This window comes from Rhizobium sp. NPDC090279 (genome assembly GCF_044769665.1).
Lineage (GTDB): Bacteria > Pseudomonadota > Alphaproteobacteria > Rhizobiales > Rhizobiaceae > Rhizobium.
Genome location: NZ_JBIVYI010000002.1, coordinates 509,399 through 531,712 on the forward strand (window position 1 = coordinate 509,399; position 22,314 = coordinate 531,712).

Sequence of the window (22,314 nt, forward strand, 5' to 3'; positions counted from 1 at the left end):
CGATGTCCTACATGGCAACTGACGGGCGAAGCCGCAACCGTCGAAACGGCCGGTGCGGCGTTTCGGCGCTGCCTATTTTGCCGTCGCCAGCTGGAAAGCGTCGCTTTCTCCGGGAATGAGTTCGAGCGGCCACACGCTCTGGCGCGACGTCCTCGGGTATTCCTGGCTGTAGGCCGGCATGCTGGAGAGCAGAATTTCAGCCAGTTCGACGCCAAGGTCGTGGAGCGACGTGCGAAAACAGGTCAGCGCCGGCTGCAGGAATTTGGCGCGCGGCGCCTCGCGGAAGCTGACGACGGCGATGTCGCGCCCGGGAATGATGCCGGATTCCATCACGCGCCGATAAAAGCCGATCGCCATCAGTTCATAGATCAGGATCACGGCTGTCGGTTGATCTTCGAGGCCCAGCAGCTCGTCGGCTACCTGATAGCCGCCCTGTTCGCTCGATTTGGCGCGGATGACCAGCGCCGGGTCATAGACGATGCCATGTCGCTCGAGGGCATGGCGATAGCCGTCCACGAAGACGAAGCCGAGATTGATCTCGCTTGCGGGCGCGCTGATAGCGATACGGCGATGTCCATGCGCCACGAGCCGGTCGACGGCGCAATTGACGACGCCGTCGAAATCGAGGTCGGCCCAGGGGTGCTGCGTGCCCGAAAGGCTGCGGCCGAGCGCTGCAAACGGGATTTTCGCCTTGGCAAGCAGATCGAAGCGTTTGTCGACCCGTTGCGTTTCCGAAATGATCATCGCATCGGCAATACGCCGCGCCACCATGCGCTTGAGATATTCATAAGGGTCTTCGTCATGCGGGCAGGGGAGCATGATCAAATCGAGATTGTGCCGCGAGAACACGCTCTGCAGCCCGCCCGTCACGGTCAGGAAGAAATTGTCGCTATTTTCAACCGTTTCCCGGCTGGACTGGATCATCAGGCCGATGACGTTCGTCGTGCCCTGTCTGAGGCTGCGCCCCGACTGGTTGGCGACATAGCCCAGCTGTTCGGCGGCGGCGAGTACGCGCTTGCGGGTTTCCTCGTTGACATCAGGCTTGCCGTTCAACGCGCGTGATACTGTGCCGATCGAGATATCGAGATGCTCGGCAAGCTGACGAATACCCTTCATCGGCCGCGGTTTTCCTCCATGCGCCATTTTCCGTAGTCCTCCTCTATTGACACAGGAAAATCTTTTCGCATAGTATCGTAAACGTTTACGGAGCGCGTGTCATGAGGGGTAAGACACTGCCCGCTGGAGGACATCGTGAAATTTAATGCCATTTTGTGCGGGTGCGGAGCCATGTCCAAAGGCTGGCTCAGGGCCATCGCCTCGACGCCGGCGCTTGCCGGTTCCATTCGGATCGTGGGTCTGGTTGATCTCAACCGGGCGACCGCGGAAAACCTTGCCAAAGAATTCTCTCTCGGCGATGCCGTCATCGGCTCCGATCTCGCCGAGGTCATTGCGGCGACCAAGGCAGATCTGGTCTTTGATGTCGTCATTCCGGCTGCGCGCTTCGGCGTGGTCTCGACGGCTTTGAAGGCCGGCTGCCACGTGCTCAGCGAAAAGCCGATGGCGACGTCGCTGGCTGAGGGCGCGGCCCTGATCGATCTTGCCGCCAAGGCCGGCAAGGTCCATGCCATCATCCAGAATCGCCGTTTCATCTCCGGTATCCGTCGCCTGCGACGCTTTGTGGAGGAGGGGGCGATCGGCGAGCTTACGGGTATTCATTGCGATTTCTTCCTCGGCCCGCATTTCGGCGGCTTCCGCGAGGAAATGGACAATGTGCTGTTGCTCGACATGGCGATCCACACCTTCGACGCGGCCCGCTTTGTATCCGGCAAGGTGCCGGTTTCGGTCTATTGCGTCGAAAAGAACCCGGTTGGCTCCTGGTACAGGCACGGAGCCTCGGCCCATGCGCTCTTCGATTTTTCCGACGACGTCGTCTTCAGCTATCGCGGCTCCTGGTGCGCGGAAGGCCGGCGCACGAGCTGGGAGAGCCAATGGCGGCTGACCGGCAGCAAGGGCATGCTGACCTGGGATGGCGAAGAGAATTTCGAGGCCAGCGTGGCGGGCAGCGAGCCGGGGCTGCTGCATGGCTTTACCCCGATCGAAGTCCCCGGCCCGAAACATGAGGATGAGACGCATGGCCATGCCAGCGTCATTGCCTCCTTCATCGAAGCGATCGAGACGGGCAAGCGGCCGGAAACCGAAAGCCGCGACAACATTCGCAGCCTCGCCATGGTTTTGGGCGCGATCGAGAGCGCCAAGACCGGCCGCCGCGTCGATATTTCAGCACAAGGACAGTGAGAGCATGACCAATCCGGCAAAGGCCATCCGCATCGGCACGATGATCAGGGCGACAAACGAGGATGCCGCCAAGGGCATCGCCAAGATCGCCGATCTCGGCTTCGAAAGCTTCGAGCCATTCTTTTGGCAGACCACGAATGGCCAGAACCTGGCGGAACTCGGCAAGCGCAGCCTGGACGCCATCGGCGATCGCGACATCACCATCTCGACCCTCGGCATGTTCGGCAATCCGCTTGAGGAGCGTGAGATGGACCTGCTGACGTTGCAGGGCTGGAAGGATTGCATCGACAACGCCCATCATTTCGGTGCCACCTGCGTGGCAGGTTTTACCGGACGCATCCGCAACAAGCCGCTCACCGACAGCCTGCCGCGCTACAAGCAGGTCTGGAGCGAGCTTGCCAAGCGGGCCGCTGACAAGGGCATCAAGATCGCTTTCGAAAACTGCGCCATGGATGGCAACTGGGCGACCGGTGACTGGAATATCGCCCATAATCCCGATGCCTGGGAGCTGATGTTCAACGAGACCCCGGACGATAATCTCGGCCTGGAATGGGAGCCGTGCCATCAGATGGTCTATCTGATTGAGCCGCTGCCGCAGATCCGCAAATGGGCGAAAAAGATCTTCCACGTCCACGGCAAGGACGCGACGATCCGCTGGGATGTCATCAAGGAACACGGCATTTTCGGCAAGGAGAAGTTCGTGTTCATGCGCACGCCGGGCTTCGGCGACAGCAATTGGACCGACATCATCTCCGAGCTGCGTCTTGCCGGCTGGTCCGGCTCCATCGACATCGAAGGCTGGCATGACCCGGTCTATCGCGATGCGCTCGAAATGACTGGCCAGGTCCACGGGTTGAACTATCTGAAGAAAAGCCGGGGCGGGGAGTTTGTCGAGTAACGCATGGATTTGCGAATCTGCATCGATTTAGGAGGCAAGTTGTGCGTTAATAAAGTGCCCGGAGCAGCGACGTTTCTGGCAGGACGGGTACCAAAACGGAGGAACCATCGAGCGTCCGCTCCTTGTCCCATGTGGCAGGCGGGCGCTTGGTGCAAATGAGAGGAAAAACGCCGATGGCAGCGCGGGCCATGCCATCGGACAGATACCGTCACGGTTCGCAGGTGGAGGAGAATATATGAATATTTTTTCGAAGCTGGCGCTCACCGCCGGCATGTCGCTCCTGCTGGCTGCCGGTGTGGCGCAAGCCCAGAGCAAGACATTTAACGTCTGGTGGTACGAACTGCCCGACACGCCTCAGGCGATCGCCTGGACGAAGGCACTCGAGGTGTTCAAGACCAAGCATCCCGACGTAACCGTCAATTTTGAACAGAAGACCTTCGATCAATTGCAGAAGGCAGGCAGTCTTATTCTCAATTCGGACCAGGCTCCGGATGTGCTGGAGTACAACAAGGGCAACGCCACCGCCGGTCTCGTCGCCTCGCAGGGCTTGCTGACGCCGCTCGACGACCAATTCAAGGCACGCGGTTGGGACAAGGTCCTGAACGAAACCAATACTCAGCTCAGCAAATATGATGCAAACGGCGTCTATGGCTCGGGTCCGATCATCGGTATTCCGGCGCTCGGCGAGTTTGTCTCGGTCTTCTACAACATCGACATGTTCCAGGCTGATGGCTTGAAGGTGCCGACGACGCTGGCCGAGTTTGAAGCGACCCTCGATCACTTCAAGCAGAAGGGCATCACGCCGCTTGCCTACGGCACGGTGGATTCGAACGCACAGCATTTGCTGTACACACTGGCATTGACGCAGGCTGACGATACCTGGGTCAAGAATTATCAGGGCCTCAAGGCCCCGCTCGATACCAAGCCTTTCCTGTTCGCCGCTCAGAAGATCGCCGACTGGGTGAGCAAGGGTTACATCTCCAAGGATTCGACCGGCCTCAAGGGCACCGACGCCGCCAACGTCTTCTCTTCGGGCAAGGCGCCGATGTTCGTCAGCGGCACCTGGAACAACGGCAATTTTGCCAACACCATCAAGACGTTCAAATGGAGCCAGTTCCTTTTCCCGACGCCGAAGTACACCGTCGGCTCGACTGGCAGCATGTTCATGGTGCCGAAGAGCGCCAAGAACAAGGATCTCGCCTATGAGTTCATCGATCTGGTGCTCAGCAAGGAAAACCAGAACGAACAGGCAAATCTTGGCGGTGTGGCCATTGATGCAGATCCGGCTGCCATCACCGATGAGGTCGGCAAGCGCAACGTCGAACTCTTCAAGCAGATTTCCGGCAAGGGCGGCCTCGGCTTCTACCCGGACTGGCCGGTGCCCGGTTATTACGAACTCCTGATCCAGGCGACCACCGGCCTGGTGAACGGCTCCACGACGCCCGATCAATTGGCTGCACGGCTGAAGAAGGCCTACGACGACGTGCAGGCGGCCCAGTAACCCATCGGCGACAATCACAACGGCGGGACGGCTTTCAACGCCGCCTCGCCGTATCGGACTGGAGGAATTCGATGGATAAGTCGAGGAGCGCCGGCAGGGCGGGATACTATTTCTACATGATCCCCGGCATGCTGGGGTTTGCGGTCATAGTGCTCATTCCGCTCATTGCCAATTTTGCGATCAGCTTCACGACATGGAAGGGCGGCGTCATTCCGCCGCGCTATGTCGGTTTTGATAATTATGAGAGGCTGCTGCAGGATACCGCCTTCTGGGGCTCGATCCAGCATACGCTGCTGTTCATCATCTCGATGACGATCGTTCCCATTCTTTTGGGATTGCTGCTGGCGGCGGTACTGTTCGACTATATCAGCGCGCAATTCAGTGAGACATGGTCGAGCTTCTTTCGGGCCGGCTTCTACCTGCCGCAGATCCTGCCGCTGACCGCGGCCGGCGTTCTCTGGGGATGGATACTCAACCCGATCGGCATCATCAACGCGGTGCTGAAAGCGATCGGCCTCGATTTCATGGCGAAGAACTGGCTGGGGGATGCGAGCTATGCGCTGTGGGCGGTTTCCGCAGTCATCGTCTGGGTTCAGGTCGGCTACTGCCTTGTTGTCTTCATGTCCGGCCTGGCGCGCGTCGACCCCTCGCTTTACGAAGCCGCCGAGCTCGACAATGCGAGCTGGTTCGGGCGCTTCCGCTCCATCACGATCCCGATGCTCATGCCGGAAATCTTCGTCGTTGCGCTGACAACGCTGATCGCAGCGCTCAAGGTTTTCGCACCGATCTATGTTCTGACCTCGGGCGGGCCTGACAATGCGACGACGGTGCCGTCCTATCTGTCCTATTATCATTTCTTCACGACGAACCGCGTCGGCTACGCTGCGGCCATTGCGACCCTGCAGACGGTCATGACGATCATACTCGGCGTCGTGTTCCTGCGCATGCAATCGAAGCAGACCGAGGGAGGGCACTGACATGACGGCCACGTCTTCGATTTCCGCCGCAGTCGCTTCGGTCGATCATCGTCAGAAGAAAGGCTTCGGCCGCTGGGTCGTTCTGGCCATCCTGCTCGTCTTCCTGGCCGGAACGTTGTTTCCGTTCTTCCTTGCGGCCTTCAATGCCATCAAGACGCCTTCGGATTATGCCGCCAACGGCCCGCTTGGCTTTCCGCAAACCTTCGACCTGACGGCGCTCAAGAACTTCTGGAACACGGTCAATTTTCCGCTCAAGCTCTTCAACAGCATTCTCATCAGCGGGTGCACGGCCATTCTTGCCGTCGTTCTCAGCCTGCTCAACGCCTATGCCATCGGCATCGGCCGGGTGCGCGGCGGACAGGCACTGCTGGTCATCCTGCTGATCTCGATCATGGCGCCGCAGGAGGCACTGGTCTATCCGCTCTACTACATGGCCAAGCAGGTTGGCCTGTTCGACTCGGTGCTTTCGGTGATCCTGATCATCGGCGTCCTGCATACGGCTTTCGGCACCTACCTGCTCTCGTCCGTCATGGCGACATTCCCGCGCGAGATCATCGAAGCCGCGCAGATCGACAATGCAAGCCGCTGGCAGATCCTATGGATGGTGATCGTGCCGGTGTTACGGCCGACGCTGGCCGTGCTTGCGACCTTCTTCTTCATCTGGACCTGGAACGAATTTCTGATCCCGCTGGTGTTCCTCGTTTCCAACAACAACCAGACGGTCTCCGTCGCCATGGGCGTGCTGTCGGGTGCCAATACGCAAGAGCCGACCGCGATTGCGGCGGCCTCGTTGCTCGGTATCCTGCCGACGGTGATCTTCTTCCTTATTTTCCAGCGGACCCTGACGCGCGGCGTCGCTGTAGGTGCCGTCAAATAACCAATGCGGAAGCCCCGTTCCGACCATGATCGTCGGGCGGGGCGCGATGAATGGCAAGTCTGACGAAGTTCGATTTTTCCGCGGGAGGCGTAAAGTGGCAGGTATCAATATCAAGTCCCTCACCAAGCATTTCGGGGCCGTGCAGGTTCTGAACGACATCGATCTGACGATCGAGCGCGGCGAATTCGTCGTCTTCCTCGGCGGTTCTGGCTGCGGCAAGTCGACATTGCTGCGGATGATCGCGGGACTGGAATCGATCACCAGCGGCGAGATCTGGATCGGCGGCCGCCGCGTCGACCAGCTGCCGCCCGGCGAGCGCGGCGTATCGATGGTCTTTCAATCCTACGCGCTTTATCCGCACATGACCGTTCGCGACAACATGTCCTTTGGCCTGCGCAACATCAAGACGCCGAAGGCCGAGATCGCGAGGCGCATCGAGGCGGCGGCGAAGATCCTCGAAATGCCGCATCTTCTCGATCGCAAGCCTTCGGCACTCTCCGGTGGCCAGCGCCAGCGCGTCGCGATCGGCCGTGCCATCGTGCGCGAGCCCGATGTCTTCCTCTTCGACGAGCCGCTGTCCAACCTCGATGCCGGCCTGCGCACGCGCACCCGCGTCGAGTTGGCGCAGCTGCATGAGCGGCTGGGTGCGACGATGGTGTTCGTCACCCACGACCAGGTGGAGGCGATGACGCTTGCCGACCGTATCGTGCTGCTCAACAACAAGAAGATCGAGCAGGTAGCTTCGCCCGTCGAGATCTACACGCGCCCCGCGACGCGCTATGTCGCTCAGTTCGTCGGATCGCCGGGCATGAACTTCATCAACATAGCCGGCCTCGGCGAGGCGGCCGGACTGGCAACGGCCACGCTGCCCGATGGCTCGGTCATCAGGACGGCTGTCGCGCTCGATGGCCTTTCGAATTCCGGGCTGACGCTCGGTGTCCGCCCGGAGCATCTGGTCGTGACGACGGCGGAGAAGGGCGATATCGGCGGGCATGTCGAGACCATAGAGCGTCTGGGCGACCGTTCGCTCGTTCACGTCCGGCTCAAGGACGGTTCGAAGATCATCGGCACCGATCCCGGCATGACGACGATTGCGACCGGCTCGCCGATCGCCTTCGCCGTCGAGGCAACAAAGGTCAGCATCTTCGATGAGAAGGATGCGGCCTATCATTCCGTAAATTGAGGAGGAAACAACACGAGATCATCCATAAAATTAGACTCCGACGCCGCCGATTAGATCGTTGACGAAACCGTCCAACTGGTATGTTATATCGCCATGTCCACTGCGCACCATAGGAAGAAGCAGCCCTTGTTCGTCCGCCAGCAATTGCTTGACGTGGCGGCGCGGCTTGCTTCCGAAAAGGGGATGACGGCAGTGACGCTGGATGCCGTTTCCGGCGCCTCCGGCGTCAGCAAAGGTGGTTTGCTGCATCATTTCCCCAGCAAGAACATGTTGCTGGAGGCACTGTTCGACAGCCTTCTGGAGCGGCTGGACGCTGCGATCGAGGAAGCGATGCGGGCAGATCCTTTGCCGCATGGCCGCTTTACGCGCGGTTACCTGCATGCCTGCCTGGCGTTGCGCGATCAGCCTGAGGGTACGAAAGACTGGGCGCAGGTGACCATGGTGCTGCTCACGGAGCCGCAATTGCGGCAGCGGTGGCACGAATGGGTGCGCGAGCGCAGCGAGGAATATGTCGGCACGGACTCCTCCGTGGATGCGGCGATCGTCCGATTGGCGACCGACGGGATCTGGCTTGCGGACCTGCTCGGCAGCCACGACATGGACGAGAAGGCCCGCCAAAGGCTGGTCGACCGGCTGATCGAGCTGACGCAGCTCTAACAAACTCGGAGAAAATGGAATGGCGAACGCATCCGTCTATGCAATGCTGCTGGTCGCGATCGTGCTCGAAGTGATCGGCACGACGGCATTGCAGATGTCGCAGCAGTTCACCCGCCTCGGCCCGGCAGTCGTTGTGGTGGTCTGTTATGCCGCCGCCTTCTATTGTCTTTCGGTAACGTTGCGGGTCATTCCGGTTGGTATCGCCTACGCTATCTGGAGCGCGCTGGGTATCGTGCTGATTTCGATGGTTGGAGTGGTGCTTTTCCGCCAGAAACTCGATCTCGCCGCCATCATCGGCCTGGGGTTGATTATCGCCGGCGTGCTTGTCGTCAACCTCTTTTCAAAATCCGTGTCGCACTGAAAACAGAGGTGTTGTTCATGGTTGCTTTTGCCTTTGTCAAATCGCTTTGGGCGCAGTATGTCTTGCGCTGGATAGGCTGATGGAGGCTTGAAATACGGCGCTTTCCCAAAGCGCTTTGGATCGCATAACCTATTCAATCCCAATGGTATTAGAGGAGTGCCGTAATGACTATTCGTGCCGTCGTTTGGGGCGAGAACATTCATGAGCAAACAAACAAGGTCGTCGCCGGGATCTATCCGGAAGGCATGCACAACACCATCGCCAAGGCATTGAATGCCGATGCGGGTATCGAGGCAACGACTGCAACGTTGCAGGAGCCGGAGCATGGTCTCAGCGAAGCTCGCCTGAAGGACACCGACGTCCTTCTGTGGTGGGGTCACAAGGATCACGGCGCCGTCAAGGACGAGGTCGTCGAGCGCGTCGCCAAGCGCGTGTGGGAAGGCATGGGCCTCATCGTCCTGCATTCGGGCCATTTCTCCAAGGTCTTCAAGCGCCTGATGGGCACGCCCTGCGCGCTGAAGTGGCGCGAGGCTGGCGAGCGCGAGCGGCTGTGGGTCATCAATCCGCGCCATCCGATCGCAGCCGGCCTCGGCGAGCATTTCGAGCTCGAGAACGAAGAAATGTACGGCGAGCAGTTCTCCGTTCCGGAGCCGCTGGAAACCGTGTTCATCTCCTGGTTCCAGGGCGGTGAAGTCTTCCGTTCCGGCATGACCTGGCGCCGCGGTGCCGGCAACATCTTCTATTTCCGCCCCGGCCACGAGACCTATCCGACCTATCACAACGGCACGGTTCAGAAGGTTCTGATCAATTCGGTAAAGTGGGCTCACAACCCGCTCGGCACCCAGGCCAGCATCCATGATGCGCCGAACGTGCCGGTCGAAAAGGCACTGGAGCCGATCGTCGAGCGCGGCCCAAGACTCCACCAGGCCGGCGAAGCCGGTTATCGCTGAGGTATCATATGCGTCTCATAGTAGTTGGCACGGGCGGCATGGCGAAGAACCATGTGGAGCATTTCGCCCGCATTCCTGGCGTCGAAATCGTCGGCGCCGTCGATACGGATGCGACGAGGCTCACCGCCTTTTGCGATACGTTCGATATCAAGAAGCGCTTCTCGTCGCTCGACGAGGCGCTGGCCTGGGGTGAGTTCGATGCGGCGACCAATGTCACGCCGGATAAGGCTCACAACCCGACCACCCTGCCGCTGCTTGCCGCCGGCAAGCATGTTCTCTGCGAGAAGCCTCTCGCGGAGAACTATGAAAAGGCACTCGAAATGACGGAAGCTGCCGAAAGGGCAGGGGTCGTCAACATGGTCAACCTGACCTATCGCAATGTCGCGCAGCTGCAGAAGGCGCGCGAGATGGTGATCTCGGGCGAGATCGGTACGGTCAAGCATGTCGAGGCGTCCTACCTGCAGAGCTGGCTCGTCTCCAAGGCCTGGGGTGACTGGCGCAGCGAATCCAAATGGCTGTGGCGCCTATCGACCGGGCACGGTTCGAACGGTGTTCTCGGCGATATCGGCATCCATATTCTCGACTTCGCCGCCTATGGCGCGGCGACCGATATCGATCATGTCTTCGCTCGCCTCAAGACCTTCGCCAAGGCGCCTGGCGAGCGCATCGGCGAATATACGCTTGATGCGAATGACAGCTTCTCGATGTCGGTCGATTTCGCCAACGGCGCGCTCGGCGTCGTGCATGCGAGCCGCTGGGCAACGGGGCATCTGAACGAGCTGAAGCTTCGCATTTACGGCGAGCGCGGCGGCCTGGAGGTGAACCACAGCCCAAACGGCTCCGAACTGCGTGGCTGCCTCGGTGATGATATGGAAACGGCGACGTGGCGTGTTCTCGAAGTGCCGCCGGTGCCGACCAACTATCAGCGGTTTGCCGAGGCCGTCATGACCGGCAGCAGCCAGGACCCGAGTTTCCGACACGCAGCCAACTTGCAGCGCGTGCTGGATCTTGCCATGGTAACTGAGGTCGAACGGCGCGAGCTGAAGGTCTGATGATTACAGCGCCGCGCGTCACATGTGACGTGCAAAGGTCGCTGTAGTATTTTAAATCTGCCGCACAATTTTATCCTTAAATCGATTCCGATTTAAGGAATTATGCGGCAGGTAACCTTCAGGCAAAGCCTTGGGAGTGCATGCATGTCTACCGAGGAAAAAGTTGCCAGTCACTACACGCATGGATCGCTGGAAACGGCGATCCTGCAAACCCTTTCGGCCGACGGCAAGGACATCGACAACCTGCGCATCCGTGATCTCGCCGGTGTCGACGAGTTCCATCTGGGGCGGCATGCGGCGACGGTGGATTTTGCGAGGGATCTCGATCTTGCGGCTGGCCTGCGGCTCGCCGATATCGGATCGGGGCTTGGCGGACCCGCCCGTCATTTTGCCGATTCCTATGGATGCATCGTGTCGGGCATCGATCTTACCGAAGAGTTCGTTCAGGTCGCCAATTCGCTGACGGCCCGCTGCGGTCTGGCGGATCAGGTGTCGTTCCGGCAGGGGAGTGCTTTGGCGCTGCCCTTCGAGAGCGGTGGTTTCGATCGCACGACGCTCATCCATGTCGGCATGAATATCGAAGACAAGGCGCGGCTATTCGCGGAGATCAGGCGTATTCTCAAGCCGGGCGGCCGTTTCGGTCTCTATGAGATCATGCAGATGCGCGATGGCGTGCTGCCCTATCCGATGCCCTGGGCGATGGAGCCGGAAACGAGTTTCGTCTGCACTCCGGATGTCTATCGCCGTCTGCTCGATGAAGCCGGCTTCGCCGTCGAGCTGGAGCAGGACCGCAGCGCCCTTGCGATCCGGCTGGCGCATGAGGCACGCGCCAAGGCTGCGGCGGGCGGGACGCGAGACCAGGGTTTTCGCACGCTGATGGGTCCGCGGGCCGGAGAGCGAAGCAGCAACGTCAACATCTCGGTCGAAGCTGGCCTGCTCGCACCGATCGAGATGATCGCCCGGGCGGTGTGACAGAGTGCGCCTGATGTGCCCGACGGCGCGCATTGACAGCGGCGGGCCTGTTTCTATATTGAAAATCCAACGGTAATGGATTTCTGCCGGGCCATGCTGGCCGAACCGCTGCTCTGATTTTTCCAGGGAAGCTGATGACTCCTACTCAACGCGCCTGAAAGGCGAAGGAGTAGAGTCGTGCCTGTTTTCTTGTCGTTATCCCACTCATGTTTCTTATCCACTGTCCCCGGGAGACCCTCCAGCGGCTTCGCGGGAGGGGCAAACTGATGTCCGCATCCGTCTATTTTTATCATCGCTTTCAGCAATTTCGCAGCCTCTTCAAATGGATAGTTCTGGTGGTGCCGATGGCTGTGGTCGTCGGCTCGCTCTGCGCCCTGTTTCTGTGGAGTCTCGACAAGGCGACCGCGATCCGCTTCGACCACCCCTGGCTGATCTTCCTGATGCCGGTCGCGGGTTTCCTGATGGTGCTGGTCTACCAGCGTTTCGGCCGTGGGTCGGAAGGCGGCAACAATCTGATCGTCGACCGGATTCATGAGCCCGGCGGCGGCGTGCCGCTACGCATGGCACCCTTCATCCTGGTCTCGACCGTCCTGACGCATCTGGTCGGTGGCTCGGCGGGGCGTGAGGGGACGGCCGTGCAGCTCGGCGGCAGCATTGCCAGCGCCTTCGCGAAGATATTCCGGCTCAGCCACGCCGAGATCCGCATTCTCCTCATGGCAGGGATCGCAGCTGGCTTCGGCGCAGTCTTCGGCACACCGATCGCGGGCGCGGTCTTCGCTCTCGAAGTTTTGACGATCGGGCGCATGCAATATGAAGCGCTGATCCCGAGCCTTGCGGCTGCGATCGCTGCCGATTGGGCCTGCCATGCCTGGGGTGTCGAACATATTCAATACCATATCGGGTATCTGGCCGGCACGCCGGCCAGCACGTTCCATCTCGATGCGCTGCTGCTCGTCAAGGTCGGCATCGCCGGCGTCATCTTCGGCCTGATGGCGCGCTGCTTCAGCGAGGTCTCGCACGCGGCATCGGCGGCGTTCAAACGCTTCTGTGCCTATGCGCCGCTCAGGCCCGTCATCGCCAGTGCGATCTTGATCAGCCTCGTCTATCTGCTCGGTACGCGGCAATATCTCGGGCTCGGCGTCTGGTCGCCCAATCCCGGCGATGCGACGATCCTCGGTTTCTTCGATCCGGCCCATGTCGACTATTGGAGCTGGTTCTGGAAGGCGGTCTTCACGATCGTGACGCTGAGCGCCGGTTTCAAGGGCGGGGAGGTGACGCCGTTGTTCTTCATCGGCGCCGCGCTGGGCAACGCGCTTGCCGCCATCCTCGGTGCGCCGGCCGATCTTTTCGCCGGACTGGGCTTCGTCGCTGTCTTTGCCGGCGCTACCAACACGCCGCTCGCCTGCATGATCATGGGCATCGAGCTGTTCGGCGCGACGCATACCGTCTATCTCGCCGTTGCCTGCTTCCTTGCCTATATCTGCAGCGGCCATACCAGCATCTACCTGTCGCAGCGTCTGGGCATCGCCAAGAGCGCGGTCCCGGGGCATGTCCCTGCCGATATGTCGCTGCGCCACATTCGCGAACGCGGCTTGGAGACGCGGCGGGAAAACATCCATAAGATCGAAGAGGTTTGACGCTAGGACGGCTGGAGGTTGTCGTGCTCTATCTTGTCGTATTTCTCGGTGCTGGATTGGGCGGGGCATTCCGTCTCGGGATCAACGAGCTCGCCGCCCGGCTGCTCGGGGTGGAATTTCCGTTCGGCACCCTCATCATCAATGTCCTCGGGGCGTTTATCATGGGGTTGCTGACGGAATATTTCGTCTTTCGCGGCGGTATGTCGCAGGAGGCGCGAGTGTTTCTGACGACCGGGATTCTCGGGGGGTTCACGACATTCTCGACCTTTGCGCTGGAAAGCGTCATGCTCTGGGAGCGCGGCCAATGGATGCCATCCATCGCCTATATCGCCCTGTCCGTTTTCCTGTCGATCGGGGCTTTGATAGCAGGGCTTGCAATTGTCCGGCTAATAATTCAGGCTCAAACGGCATAGTGATGAGGGGTCGGCAGATTTCGCCGTATTTTCGCCGATTCTGAGGTGAATCCCTCTCGAGAATCGCTGGAGAGTCCTTGCGCGACAAACCACCGCTCGTTGCGAACGGACTCTCTTGCGAAATTCGACTAATCAACTCATATAATCGGCTATTGTGATCACCGCATAACAAAGGAGTCGGGTGTCAATCGGGAAGGGACAGGCGAATATCCCAAGCTTCGCTCCTGTCGCCCCAGCGGGATTTGCATGCAGATTCCCTCGGCCAAGACTTCCTCCCTGGACAGCCCTTAAAGATAGACATGACGGAGAGTCCCTTGAGCGCACCTGCTCCCACTTCTAACCAATCTCCTGCTCCGGAACAAACCTTCGGCACTAGCGGTATCGCGCCGATGGATCGCCCCAGCGCCATGACGCGCTTCTTCATGGGCATCGTTGCCTGGGCCGAAAGCCTCAATCTGAAATATGCCAAGCTCGGCAATCCGCCGGTCTATGACAACGCGACCTTCCCCTGGGCCGCCGAGATCGAGAAGGATTATCCCGCAATCCGCGCCGAGCTCGAAAAGGTGCTGCTGCGCCAGAGCGAGCTGCCGACATTCCAGGATATCTCCACCGACGTGAAGACCATCTCGACCGATAACCGCTGGAAGACCTTCTTCCTCCTCGGTTTCGGCGTGAGGTCCGAGCAGAATATAAAGGCATGCCCGAACACGTGGGCCGCCGTGCAGAAAATCCCGGGGCTGAAGACGGCGATGTTCTCCATCTTCGAGCCCGGCAAGCATCTTCCCGCCCATCGCGGCCCCTATAACGGCGTGCTGCGCCTGCATCTCGGCCTCATCGTGCCGGAGCCGAACGAGAAGCTCGCGATCCGTGTCGACAAGCAGGTTTGCCATTGGCAGGAAGGCAAGGCGCTGATTTTCGACGACGCCTACGAGCATGAGGCCTGGAACCATTCCGACAAGACCCGCGTCGTGCTCTTCGTCGACTTCGTCAAGCCGATGAAGTTCCCGGCCCGCTTCGTCAACTGGGCCCTGATGAACCTGGCGATCTTCACGCCCTTCATCAAGGAAGGTCTCGACAACCACAAGGAATGGGAAAAGAAGTTCTATGCCGAAGCCGAGGCATTCAGAAATCGGCCGAAGCCCTGATCTGATCGGCTGCTCAATTTGACGAAAACCCCGGAATCCCTCAGGGATTCCGGGGTTTTCTTTTGGTCGATCAGACGTAGCCGTCAGGCAGGCTTATCCATCTCTTCGGTGTCGTCGTAATATTCCTCGTCTGGCTGCTCGGCAGCGGTTTTGCCGTCCAGCTTACCGAGCAGGGCCGAGATGGCGTTGTCGCCGTCGAAGCCGGCTTCCTTCAGCAGGCGGTCGAGGATCGGCTTGTTGGCCTGGTAGGAGAGAAGCTGGCCGGCCAGACCTTCGCCAAGGCCGACGCCGCTGCTGCCCGAACCGTTGCCGTTACGGCCGAGCATGCCACCGGTATCGAAGATCCGGATATCCGAAATCTTCTCGATCGGCTTGACCGCTTCGGCAAGGGCGGCGGGCACGATGCGGATGCGCTCGCGGGTGATCTCGAATTCGATGATGGCGGGGCTGAGCTTGTTGCGTGCGTCGTTGAGCAGTGCTTCGCTCTCAGCCGTTGCCTTGCCAGTTTCCAGAATACCCTTGGCCTTGATGATGGCGGCATCGGCCTCTGCGGTTGCCAGCGTCTTGATGGCGTCCGCCTGGTCGGTTGCCGCCTGCTTTTCTGCCTCAGCGGCGATGGTGACGGCGGTTGCCTGGGTCTGCGCGCGCTTCTGCGCGTCGATCACCGCGATCTGCTTTTCGCGCTCGGCAATCTCGACAGCCCTGGCTGTGCCGACCTTTTCTTCGGCGGCAATGGCGAGTGCGCGAGCCGCTTCGGCTTTCGCCTTGGCTTCCGACTCCTCGCGGCTCTTGTTGGCAACCGCGATGGCGCTTTCCTGAGCGACGATCTGGTTGTCGCGGCGAGCCTCCGTTTCACGCTGCTGCACGGCGCGGGTCGAGTCGATGTTGGCGGATTCGCGCGCCTGCTTGGCCGCGGCTTCGCGTTCGGCGATGGCCTGTTCGGAGGCGATGCGGGCTTCCTCTTCCGCACGCTTGGCCGCCTGTTCCTGCTGGGCGGTTTCGGCGCGCGTGGCGGCAGACTTGTTGGCGATATCGCGCTGCTGGTTCAGCTCGGCCTCGCGCTTCGTTCGCTCGATGGTGAGCGACTGCTGACGAGCCTCGAGGTCCTTCTGGGCGATCGCGACTTCGGTGTCGCGGACGACCTCGTTACGCTCCTTCTTGCGCGCTTCGGTGACGCGGGTCAGTGCGGCAAGACCATGCGCATCGAAGAAGTTGTTGGCATTGAAATGCTTGATATCGGTCTGGTCGAGGCGCGTCAGTGACACGGATTCCAGTTCGAGACCGTTGGATTGCAGGTCGGAACCGACGGCGTCCTGCACCGCCTTGACGAAATCCATGCGCTGCTCCTGCAGGGCATCGAGGCTCATCGTGGCGGCGACCGAGCGCAGGCTGTCGACGAATTTCGCCTCGATCAGCTGGCGCAGTTGCTCGCTATCATTGGTGCGGTTGCCGAGCGTCTGGGCCGCGAGCGCGATCGAGGAGCTGTCCGGCTTGACGCGAACATAGAACTCGGCGCCGATATCGACGCGCATGCGGTCCTTGGTGATCAGCGCATCATTCTCGCCGCGCTGGACTTCCAGGCGCAGGGTCTTGAGATTGACGCGGGCGATCGAGTGGAAGATCGGCAGGACGACGGAACCGCCGTCGAGCACGACTTTCTGGCCGCCGAGACCGGTGCGCACATACGCTTCATCGCGGCTCGAGCGGACATAGAGCGAGGCAAGGACGAAGCCGATCCCGAAGATCAGGACAAGACCTATGCCTGCAGGGAGAATAAGGTCGTAGAGGCCGTTCATGGATGTTGCTCCGTAGAGGATTTGTCGTCGGACCTCACAAGATCCGAGGGGGCGGAAACTGCGATGAAGATGTCGGCCTTGCGGTCGACAAGCAGAACTTGGGCGCCGATCGGCAACGGGCTTTCGCCCTTGGCGGCGCAGGCGCGCAGCTGATGCCAGTTGCCATGCGCATCCTTGACGCTGACGCGGCCGGGCAGACCTTGATCCAGAGGGCCGATGGAAACCGTGCCGGTGCGGCCGACGAGGTCGCCGGTGTCGACGGCATAGGTCTCATCGCGCGGCACGATCCTGGCGATCGTGCGTGTCGAGCTCCGGACGAGGGGGATCGTGACAAGGAGGGCCGGCACCGTGGCGACGATCGCCGGCAGTGGCGTCGAGACCATGTCGGCCACGGTCTGAATGGCAAAACCCGCCACGGCGAAGATGCCGAGGACCAGCATGATCAGGATCAGCAACGGCACGCCGCCGATATTGATCCAGGACAGCAGGCCGGCGAGGATACCATCATGACCTTCGAAATGCGGCTTGCCGATGAGCTCGCTCAGCGAAAAGCCGAGCAGCATCGACAGGATTTCGATTGCCGTCAGGCCAATCAAGATCATTGCCGCAATGGCAAAGGGCGCACATTCGGGTGCGAGAAAGAGGTGCATCGTTTACTGGCCATTGGCCTTGAAGCGGGCAAGGCGTGCTTCAATGGCCTGCTCCCGATGCAGGCGGTCGAGCTCGTCTAGCTCGGCGCTGGTGGCCGGTTCGCCTGAAGGAACTCCGGTCAGCCGGGAAACGGCAGCGGCGGCGCGTGCCGCACCGGCTGCTGGCGTCGGTCGTGGATTTCCGCCCGTTACTTCCTCTGGCGTATGGCGCGCAACACTGCGCTTGAAGTCGATCAGGCGCGCCTCCGCCTCCCGGCGGGTGGCAAGTACGGCCTGAAGCGCCTTCTGGCCTTCGTCGATCTGTGCGTTTACGTCCGCCAGTGCCTTGTCAAGCGCGGCGATCTGGGCTTCGAGATCGATCTGGCGCGCGACGCCGGCCTTGGCGAGGTCTTCGCGATCGGCAGAGATCGCAAGCCGGATCTTTGCTTCGAGATTGTCGAGATCCTCGACGATATCGTTGCGGCGGCTCTGGATGCGGTATTCCTCGGCGCGCGCCTTGCCGAGATCGGCGCGGGCCTCGTCGGCGGCGGCATCGATCTCGCGCAGCGCCTGCTCGATGACGGCAACCTTGTTGGAGCCTTCTACGGTGTCGACTGCGGCGTTGGTGAGGCCTGCGATCAGTCGTCCCATGCGGGAAAGAATGCCTTCATGCATCGTCATGTTATCCTCCGTCCGGGGAGAGTTTGGTGTTACCCCGATGTGAATTGCGTAGTGGCCGCCATCGGCGATCAGGTAGGCGGGGATATTGCTGTCCCAGCCTTTGAAATAGCCGGCCACGTCGAAGGGCACGGCAACGCGGCCGCGCACTGTCGAGATTGTCAGGTCTGACGGACCCTTGATGGCAAAGAGCTTTTCATCCAGCGGCAGCCGGTTCCAATCGGCAAGTCCGCCTCGATTGGCCGCGAAATCACGCAGGCCGAGCGTTACGAGGCGCGCGGGCAAGGCGGTGCGTTCGCGGATGGTTTCATAGGCGAGATCGTGAAGCGTGACGAGGTTCGCGCCGGCTCTGTTCGGTACGATTTCCGCCAGGAGCTTCATCATCTGCCCGTATGCGGCAAAGGTTTCGTCCAGAGCTTGCCGCGCTGCGTCATCGGGAGCGAGGTCGTAGCGCAGACGAGAGCGGTGTGTTGGAGCGTGTGCCTTTGCCATGTATTCAAGTAAAGCACCGCTGCGGTGCTTTTCAAGAGATCAAGACGTTAAACATGAATGAATTGTAATGAACGATGGGCCGTATAGGTTGCAAAAACTTGATGTTCACGCCGCTTATAGGCGATAAGTGCCGCGAAGGCTTCGCGCATATGTGGTGATTGTGGCGAGAAAAAACCATAGCGAAACGAGCGGCACGGCCAATTGGCCGCGCCGGATCACTCACTGTGGATGAAGCTGCTTAGAGCTGCGCGCGGGGCTACTTCACGGTCCGCACGATTGCCGCGCCCGCCGTCATACCGCCGCCGAAGGCAACGAGACCGAGATTGAGGGGATCGGAGCGCTCGTTGGCAACATGCAGCATGGCAAGCGGGATGCTTGATGAGCTGGTATTGCCATAGGTCTCGATGACGCTCAAGGCCGGGCGGCCGCTGCGCTTGGCAATCGTGTCGATGATGCGCTGGTTTGCCTGATGCGGCACCAAGAGATCGAGATTGGCAAGCTCGATGCCTGCATCGACGCACGCGTTTTCGATCGAGCGGGTCATCGAGTGTACGGCTTCGGTGAAGACCGAGCGGCCATTCATCGCGATCACGCCATCGTCTGGCAGCGGAACGTAGAGCAGATCTCCCGGCTCCGGCCGGCCGCTGACGATCGGGCGGCTCGCGGTAAAGACCGGGTTGCGTGCCATGTCGCGGCTGGTTACGAGGCTGGCCGTGGCAGCATCACCAAATAGGATCGCCGTCGAGAAGTCGTTCATGTCGAGCAGCGGCGACAGGACCTCGGAGGTGATGATAAGCACCTTGGCATCGTTCTGCTGCGCAATGAAATCATAGGCTTGCTGCAGCGCGTAGAGGTAGCCGGAGCAGGCGGCGCCCATATCATAGGCGGCCAGCGACGGCCGCACGCCATCTTCTGCGACGGCAACCGCGACGCGGCTTGCGAGAGACGGCGTGGCGATATCGGGTGTTCCAGTCGCGGCAATGACCAGATCGATATCGTGGATCGAGATCTGGTTCTGCTTGAGGAGATCGCGCGCAGCCTTGGTGGCAAGGCTCAGCGTGCCTTCTCCGGGCCCGACCCAGAAGCGGCTCTTGATGCCCGTCAGCGCGAGGATTTCATCAGCGCGCCGGTTCGGCCAGTTATGGATGATCTCTTCGTTGGTGACGCGGCGGGCGCCGGTCGCGAAACCGATGCCGTTGATAGCGATTTCGGAGAAATTGCCGGAATGGCGGCGCAGTGCCGGAATGACATGCGACTTCAGACGACGCAGCACGAACTTGTTCTGGATTTCCGAGGCGAGCGCGAAATTCTGCTCGCTCAGGTCGCGGTTGGCGTCGACGGTCAGAAGCGGGCTGTCCGTGGCGATCTGGTCGCCGATCTTGGCGAAGACCTCCTGCACGACGCCGCCGATATTGGCGCAGATTTCGACCGATGCCTTCGTCGCCTCGACGACGGCAACGAGCTGGCCGACCTCAATCGTGTCGCCCGGCTTGACCAGCAAATCCGTTACGAGAACGTTTTCGTCAGCAGGCCCCGACCCGATCGCCTTGATGGCCGCCGTCGGACCACTGTCGTCCTCTTCATGCCAGGTCACCTCGCATTCGAGGACCTCGGCCATCAGATCGACCAGCTTGCGGTAAGAGGGTAGCGTGTCGAGCTGATTGCGGAAATTGAAGGGGATGTGGGCGTCCGAGCGCGCAAGCCGGCGCACGACAACGGGCACGTCGGTTTTTTCGGTAACCGTGGCGACGATTTCCGCACCCATGCCGACGGTGCGGTTGTCTTCATGGACGACGATCAGGCGGCGGGTGCGCCTTGCGCTCGCGAGCACTTCCTTCTCGTCCCAAGGCGAGATCGAGCGGAGATCGATCACTTCGACGGAAAATCCCTGAGCTTCGAAAGCGCTTGCGGCATTGGCGCAGAGCGAAACCGTGTTGCCATAGCTGACAAGGGTGATGTCGCGGCCGCGGGTGACATGGCGCGACAAGCCGGGATGGACGAAATGCTTGTCGAGGTCCTCGGACGTGCGGCCGTCGGAATTGTTGAGGACGGCCTTCGGATAGAGGAAGACCGTTGGGCGCCGCGATTCGAAGGCGGCGTTGAGCAGGCCAGCGGCATCGCCGGCGCTAGAGGGCATGACGACGTCGATGCCGGGCGTATGCGCGAGCATGCCCTCGAAGCTCTGGGCATGGAACGGGCCGAGGCCCGGCTTGTAGCCACCGCAGCTGACCATCAGGATGACGGGCGCTTCCCAGGCACCATTGGTGCGCCAGAACATGCTGCCCATTTCCGAGACGATCTGATTATAGGCAAGCGGCAGGAAGTCGGCGAATTGCAGGAAGGCGACGGGGCGCTGGCCGGCGAGCGCGCGGCCGACTGCCGTGCCGACGATGGTGGACTCGGTGAGAGCGGCGTTGCGCACCCGATCGGGATATTTCGTGCTGAGGCCGCGGGTGACGCCGAAAACATCGCCCTTCGGATCTTCGATATCCTGTCCGAAGAGAACGACCTCGGAGTTGGCTGCAAGCTGCTTGTCGAGGACGACATTCAGCGCCTCTCGCATTGTCAGCGTCGATGCTTTCTCATTGCCGCGATATTCCGTCTTGCCATCAAACGAGGCGGGATAGGGAGCCTTGGCATCCGGCTCGACCTTGGGGGCATCTTCCTTGCGGGCAAGGGCGGCTTCTGCCTGCACTTCCGCAATCAGCGCCTGTTCGATTTTTTGAAGCGCCGCGGCGTCGACGCCCGCGTCATGCAGCATTGCCCGCAGGCTCGGCAGCGGATCGCGCGATGAGCCGGCCTCGATTTCGAGCAAGGTGCGATAGGTCTTCTGGTCGTCGGCATTGGTGTGGTCGGAGAGGCGCTCGACGTTCAGAAGCACGATGCTCGGCGTGCGGTTGTTGCGGCTGTGGCGGACTGCCTTGCGGAAGGCTTCTCGCGACGCAGCCAGGTCATCGCCATCGGTGCGGATGATGTCGATGCCATAGAAAGAGGCGGCGGGGCCATCAGGCAGATCGAAGAAGGTCTGCTTGCTCGTCCTCGTCGAGATGGAGAAGCTATTGTCCTCGATGACGAAGACGACGGGGTATTGGCTGCGCACGGCTTCGGCGACGGCTTCGAGGAATTCGCCTTGCTGCGTGGTGCCATCACCAACGCAACAGATAGCGATCGGCATGCCGGGCTTATGCTTCAGGGAGGCCGCGACGCCGACGGCGTGCAGGGCGTTGTTGCCGACAGGACCGACGATGGATGTGACGTTAAGGGCGCGGGAGGAAAGATGCGCGCTCATCTGCCGGCCGGCGGAATGGGAATTGGCTGTCGCAAGCAGGCTGGAAAAGAACTCACGAATGGGCATGCCGCGCGCCAGCATCAGGGCCTTGTCGCGATAGTGCAGATGCAGCCAATCGTCGTTCTGTAGGAATTCGTTTAGAAGCGCCGTGGACTCGTGGCCTGCGCCGGAAACATGGAAATGTGCTATGCCTTGCTTGATGAATTCTCGCTCAAGGCGATCTATTTCTCTGGAAATGAAAAATATTCTATGAAGCTGCTTAAGGTATTCTGTTGCAAACCTCCCTTCCATCTCAATGATTTTCCTGATCTTTCGTCTGAATTAAATTCTGGGAGTTAGGTAAACCCGCAGCTTGCCTTTTTCAATACACGTTAAATGACAAGATGTTCTCGGTTTGAAACCGAAATACGCATATTGCGGGGCTGCAATTTTTCGCGATGTTTCTATCCACAAGGCATGCGCGATAAAGCGCCCGCCCAAACGTTAAACGGGTGCCTCTTTTACGAGCCCTG

19 protein-coding genes and 1 riboswitch are annotated in these 22,314 nt (G+C 60.4%); of the genes, 14 read left to right on the forward strand and 5 right to left on the reverse strand.

What is annotated here, in order from left to right; all coding sequences use genetic code 11:
• Positions 1 to 72: 72 nt before the first annotated feature.
• Complete coding sequence (locus ACIQWP_RS06590) at positions 73 to 1,116, reverse strand: substrate-binding domain-containing protein (RefSeq protein WP_402783830.1); 1,044 nt, start codon at positions 1,114 to 1,116, stop codon at positions 73 to 75.
• 135 nt (positions 1,117 to 1,251) lie between these two features.
• Here ACIQWP_RS06590 and ACIQWP_RS06595 point away from each other — a divergent pair, with 135 nt between their 5' ends.
• The 14 genes from ACIQWP_RS06595 to ACIQWP_RS06660 all read left to right on the forward strand — a co-directional run bounded on the left by ACIQWP_RS06595 (position 1,252) and on the right by ACIQWP_RS06660 (position 14,918).
• On the forward strand, positions 1,252 to 2,295 hold the full coding sequence (locus ACIQWP_RS06595; protein ID WP_402783832.1) for a Gfo/Idh/MocA family protein: 1,044 nt from the start codon (positions 1,252 to 1,254) through the stop codon (positions 2,293 to 2,295).
• A gap of 4 nt (positions 2,296 to 2,299) precedes the next feature.
• Entirely contained in the window at positions 2,300 to 3,193 is an 894-nt protein-coding gene (locus ACIQWP_RS06600) for a sugar phosphate isomerase/epimerase family protein (protein ID WP_402783834.1), read from the forward strand.
• A gap of 235 nt (positions 3,194 to 3,428) precedes the next feature.
• Complete coding sequence (locus ACIQWP_RS06605; protein WP_402783836.1) at positions 3,429 to 4,694, forward strand: ABC transporter substrate-binding protein; 1,266 nt, start codon at positions 3,429 to 3,431, stop codon at positions 4,692 to 4,694.
• Between the two features lie 71 nt (positions 4,695 to 4,765).
• Positions 4,766 to 5,671 (forward strand): carbohydrate ABC transporter permease, encoded by a 906-nt coding sequence (locus ACIQWP_RS06610; RefSeq protein ID WP_402783838.1) that lies wholly within the window; start codon positions 4,766 to 4,768, stop codon positions 5,669 to 5,671.
• Position 5,672: 1 nt separating this feature from the next.
• Positions 5,673 to 6,548: a carbohydrate ABC transporter permease gene (locus tag ACIQWP_RS06615; RefSeq protein WP_402783840.1), complete on the forward strand. Its 876-nt coding sequence runs from the start codon at positions 5,673 to 5,675 to the stop codon at positions 6,546 to 6,548.
• A 94-nt stretch (positions 6,549 to 6,642) separates the two neighbouring features.
• Positions 6,643 to 7,731, forward strand: a complete 1,089-nt coding sequence (locus ACIQWP_RS06620; protein WP_402783842.1) for an ABC transporter ATP-binding protein — start codon at positions 6,643 to 6,645, stop codon at positions 7,729 to 7,731.
• 93 nt (positions 7,732 to 7,824) lie between these two features.
• The gene (locus tag ACIQWP_RS06625) at positions 7,825 to 8,388 is read left to right on the forward strand and encodes a TetR/AcrR family transcriptional regulator (RefSeq protein WP_402783844.1); all 564 of its coding nucleotides are present in this window, start codon (positions 7,825 to 7,827) and stop codon (positions 8,386 to 8,388) included.
• Between the two features lie 19 nt (positions 8,389 to 8,407).
• Complete coding sequence (locus ACIQWP_RS06630) at positions 8,408 to 8,749, forward strand: DMT family transporter (RefSeq protein ID WP_402783846.1); 342 nt, start codon at positions 8,408 to 8,410, stop codon at positions 8,747 to 8,749.
• 164 nt (positions 8,750 to 8,913) lie between these two features.
• Positions 8,914 to 9,699 carry a ThuA domain-containing protein gene (locus ACIQWP_RS06635; protein WP_402783848.1) on the forward strand — a complete coding sequence of 262 codons (786 nt, stop codon included), beginning with the start codon at positions 8,914 to 8,916 and terminating at the stop codon, positions 9,697 to 9,699.
• 8 nt (positions 9,700 to 9,707) lie between these two features.
• Positions 9,708 to 10,751 (forward strand): Gfo/Idh/MocA family protein, encoded by a 1,044-nt coding sequence (locus ACIQWP_RS06640; protein WP_402783850.1) that lies wholly within the window; start codon positions 9,708 to 9,710, stop codon positions 10,749 to 10,751.
• A gap of 144 nt (positions 10,752 to 10,895) precedes the next feature.
• Positions 10,896 to 11,723: an SAM-dependent methyltransferase gene (locus tag ACIQWP_RS06645; protein ID WP_402783852.1), complete on the forward strand. Its 828-nt coding sequence runs from the start codon at positions 10,896 to 10,898 to the stop codon at positions 11,721 to 11,723.
• A 62-nt stretch (positions 11,724 to 11,785) separates the two neighbouring features.
• Positions 11,786 to 11,874, forward strand: a riboswitch (Fluoride riboswitch).
• A 115-nt stretch (positions 11,875 to 11,989) separates the two neighbouring features.
• Complete coding sequence (locus ACIQWP_RS06650; protein WP_402783855.1) at positions 11,990 to 13,360, forward strand: voltage-gated chloride channel family protein; 1,371 nt, start codon at positions 11,990 to 11,992, stop codon at positions 13,358 to 13,360.
• A 23-nt stretch (positions 13,361 to 13,383) separates the two neighbouring features.
• On the forward strand, positions 13,384 to 13,773 hold the full coding sequence (crcB, locus tag ACIQWP_RS06655) for a fluoride efflux transporter CrcB (protein ID WP_402783857.1): 390 nt from the start codon (positions 13,384 to 13,386) through the stop codon (positions 13,771 to 13,773).
• A 299-nt stretch (positions 13,774 to 14,072) separates the two neighbouring features.
• Positions 14,073 to 14,918, forward strand: coding sequence for an aspartyl/asparaginyl beta-hydroxylase domain-containing protein (locus ACIQWP_RS06660; protein ID WP_402783859.1), 846 nt, complete (start codon positions 14,073 to 14,075; stop codon positions 14,916 to 14,918).
• An 83-nt stretch (positions 14,919 to 15,001) separates the two neighbouring features.
• Here the strand turns inward: ACIQWP_RS06660 and ACIQWP_RS06665 are convergent, their stop codons facing one another.
• The 4 genes from ACIQWP_RS06665 to ACIQWP_RS06680 form a co-directional block, all read right to left on the reverse strand.
• Entirely contained in the window at positions 15,002 to 16,714 is a 1,713-nt protein-coding gene (locus ACIQWP_RS06665; RefSeq protein WP_402783861.1) for a flotillin family protein, read from the reverse strand.
• On the reverse strand, positions 16,711 to 17,364 hold the full coding sequence (locus ACIQWP_RS06670; RefSeq protein ID WP_402783863.1) for an OB-fold-containig protein: 654 nt from the start codon (positions 17,362 to 17,364) through the stop codon (positions 16,711 to 16,713). The genes ACIQWP_RS06665 and ACIQWP_RS06670 overlap by 4 nt, the downstream gene beginning before the upstream one ends.
• Before the next feature lie 3 nt (positions 17,365 to 17,367).
• Positions 17,368 to 18,513, reverse strand: coding sequence for a PspA/IM30 family protein (locus ACIQWP_RS06675; protein WP_402783865.1), 1,146 nt, complete (start codon positions 18,511 to 18,513; stop codon positions 17,368 to 17,370).
• 256 nt (positions 18,514 to 18,769) lie between these two features.
• A complete protein-coding gene (locus tag ACIQWP_RS06680; protein WP_402783867.1) occupies positions 18,770 to 22,093 on the reverse strand; it encodes a thiamine pyrophosphate-dependent enzyme in 3,324 nt (1,107 codons plus the stop codon).
• Between the last annotated feature and the right edge of the window lie 221 nt (positions 22,094 to 22,314).

Coding starts and splice junctions, on each gene's coding strand:
- ACIQWP_RS06670 (WP_402783863.1), bottom strand. CDS start 17,364: ATGCACCTCTTTCTCGCACCCGAATGTGCGCCCTTTGCCATTGCGGCA.
- ACIQWP_RS06675 (WP_402783865.1), bottom strand. CDS start 18,513: ATGGCAAAGGCACACGCTCCAACACACCGCTCTCGTCTGCGCTACGAC.
- ACIQWP_RS06630 (WP_402783846.1), top strand. CDS start 8,408: ATGGCGAACGCATCCGTCTATGCAATGCTGCTGGTCGCGATCGTGCTC.
- ACIQWP_RS06645 (WP_402783852.1), top strand. CDS start 10,896: ATGTCTACCGAGGAAAAAGTTGCCAGTCACTACACGCATGGATCGCTG.
- ACIQWP_RS06610 (WP_402783838.1), top strand. CDS start 4,766: ATGGATAAGTCGAGGAGCGCCGGCAGGGCGGGATACTATTTCTACATG.
- ACIQWP_RS06680 (WP_402783867.1), bottom strand. CDS start 22,093: ATGGAAGGGAGGTTTGCAACAGAATACCTTAAGCAGCTTCATAGAATA.
- ACIQWP_RS06660 (WP_402783859.1), top strand. CDS start 14,073: ATGACGGAGAGTCCCTTGAGCGCACCTGCTCCCACTTCTAACCAATCT.
- ACIQWP_RS06605 (WP_402783836.1), top strand. CDS start 3,429: ATGAATATTTTTTCGAAGCTGGCGCTCACCGCCGGCATGTCGCTCCTG.
- ACIQWP_RS06640 (WP_402783850.1), top strand. CDS start 9,708: ATGCGTCTCATAGTAGTTGGCACGGGCGGCATGGCGAAGAACCATGTG.
- ACIQWP_RS06590 (WP_402783830.1), bottom strand. CDS start 1,116: ATGAAGGGTATTCGTCAGCTTGCCGAGCATCTCGATATCTCGATCGGC.
- ACIQWP_RS06650 (WP_402783855.1), top strand. CDS start 11,990: ATGTCCGCATCCGTCTATTTTTATCATCGCTTTCAGCAATTTCGCAGC.
- ACIQWP_RS06625 (WP_402783844.1), top strand. CDS start 7,825: ATGTCCACTGCGCACCATAGGAAGAAGCAGCCCTTGTTCGTCCGCCAG.
- ACIQWP_RS06665 (WP_402783861.1), bottom strand. CDS start 16,714: ATGAACGGCCTCTACGACCTTATTCTCCCTGCAGGCATAGGTCTTGTC.
- ACIQWP_RS06600 (WP_402783834.1), top strand. CDS start 2,300: ATGACCAATCCGGCAAAGGCCATCCGCATCGGCACGATGATCAGGGCG.
- ACIQWP_RS06635 (WP_402783848.1), top strand. CDS start 8,914: ATGACTATTCGTGCCGTCGTTTGGGGCGAGAACATTCATGAGCAAACA.
- ACIQWP_RS06615 (WP_402783840.1), top strand. CDS start 5,673: ATGACGGCCACGTCTTCGATTTCCGCCGCAGTCGCTTCGGTCGATCAT.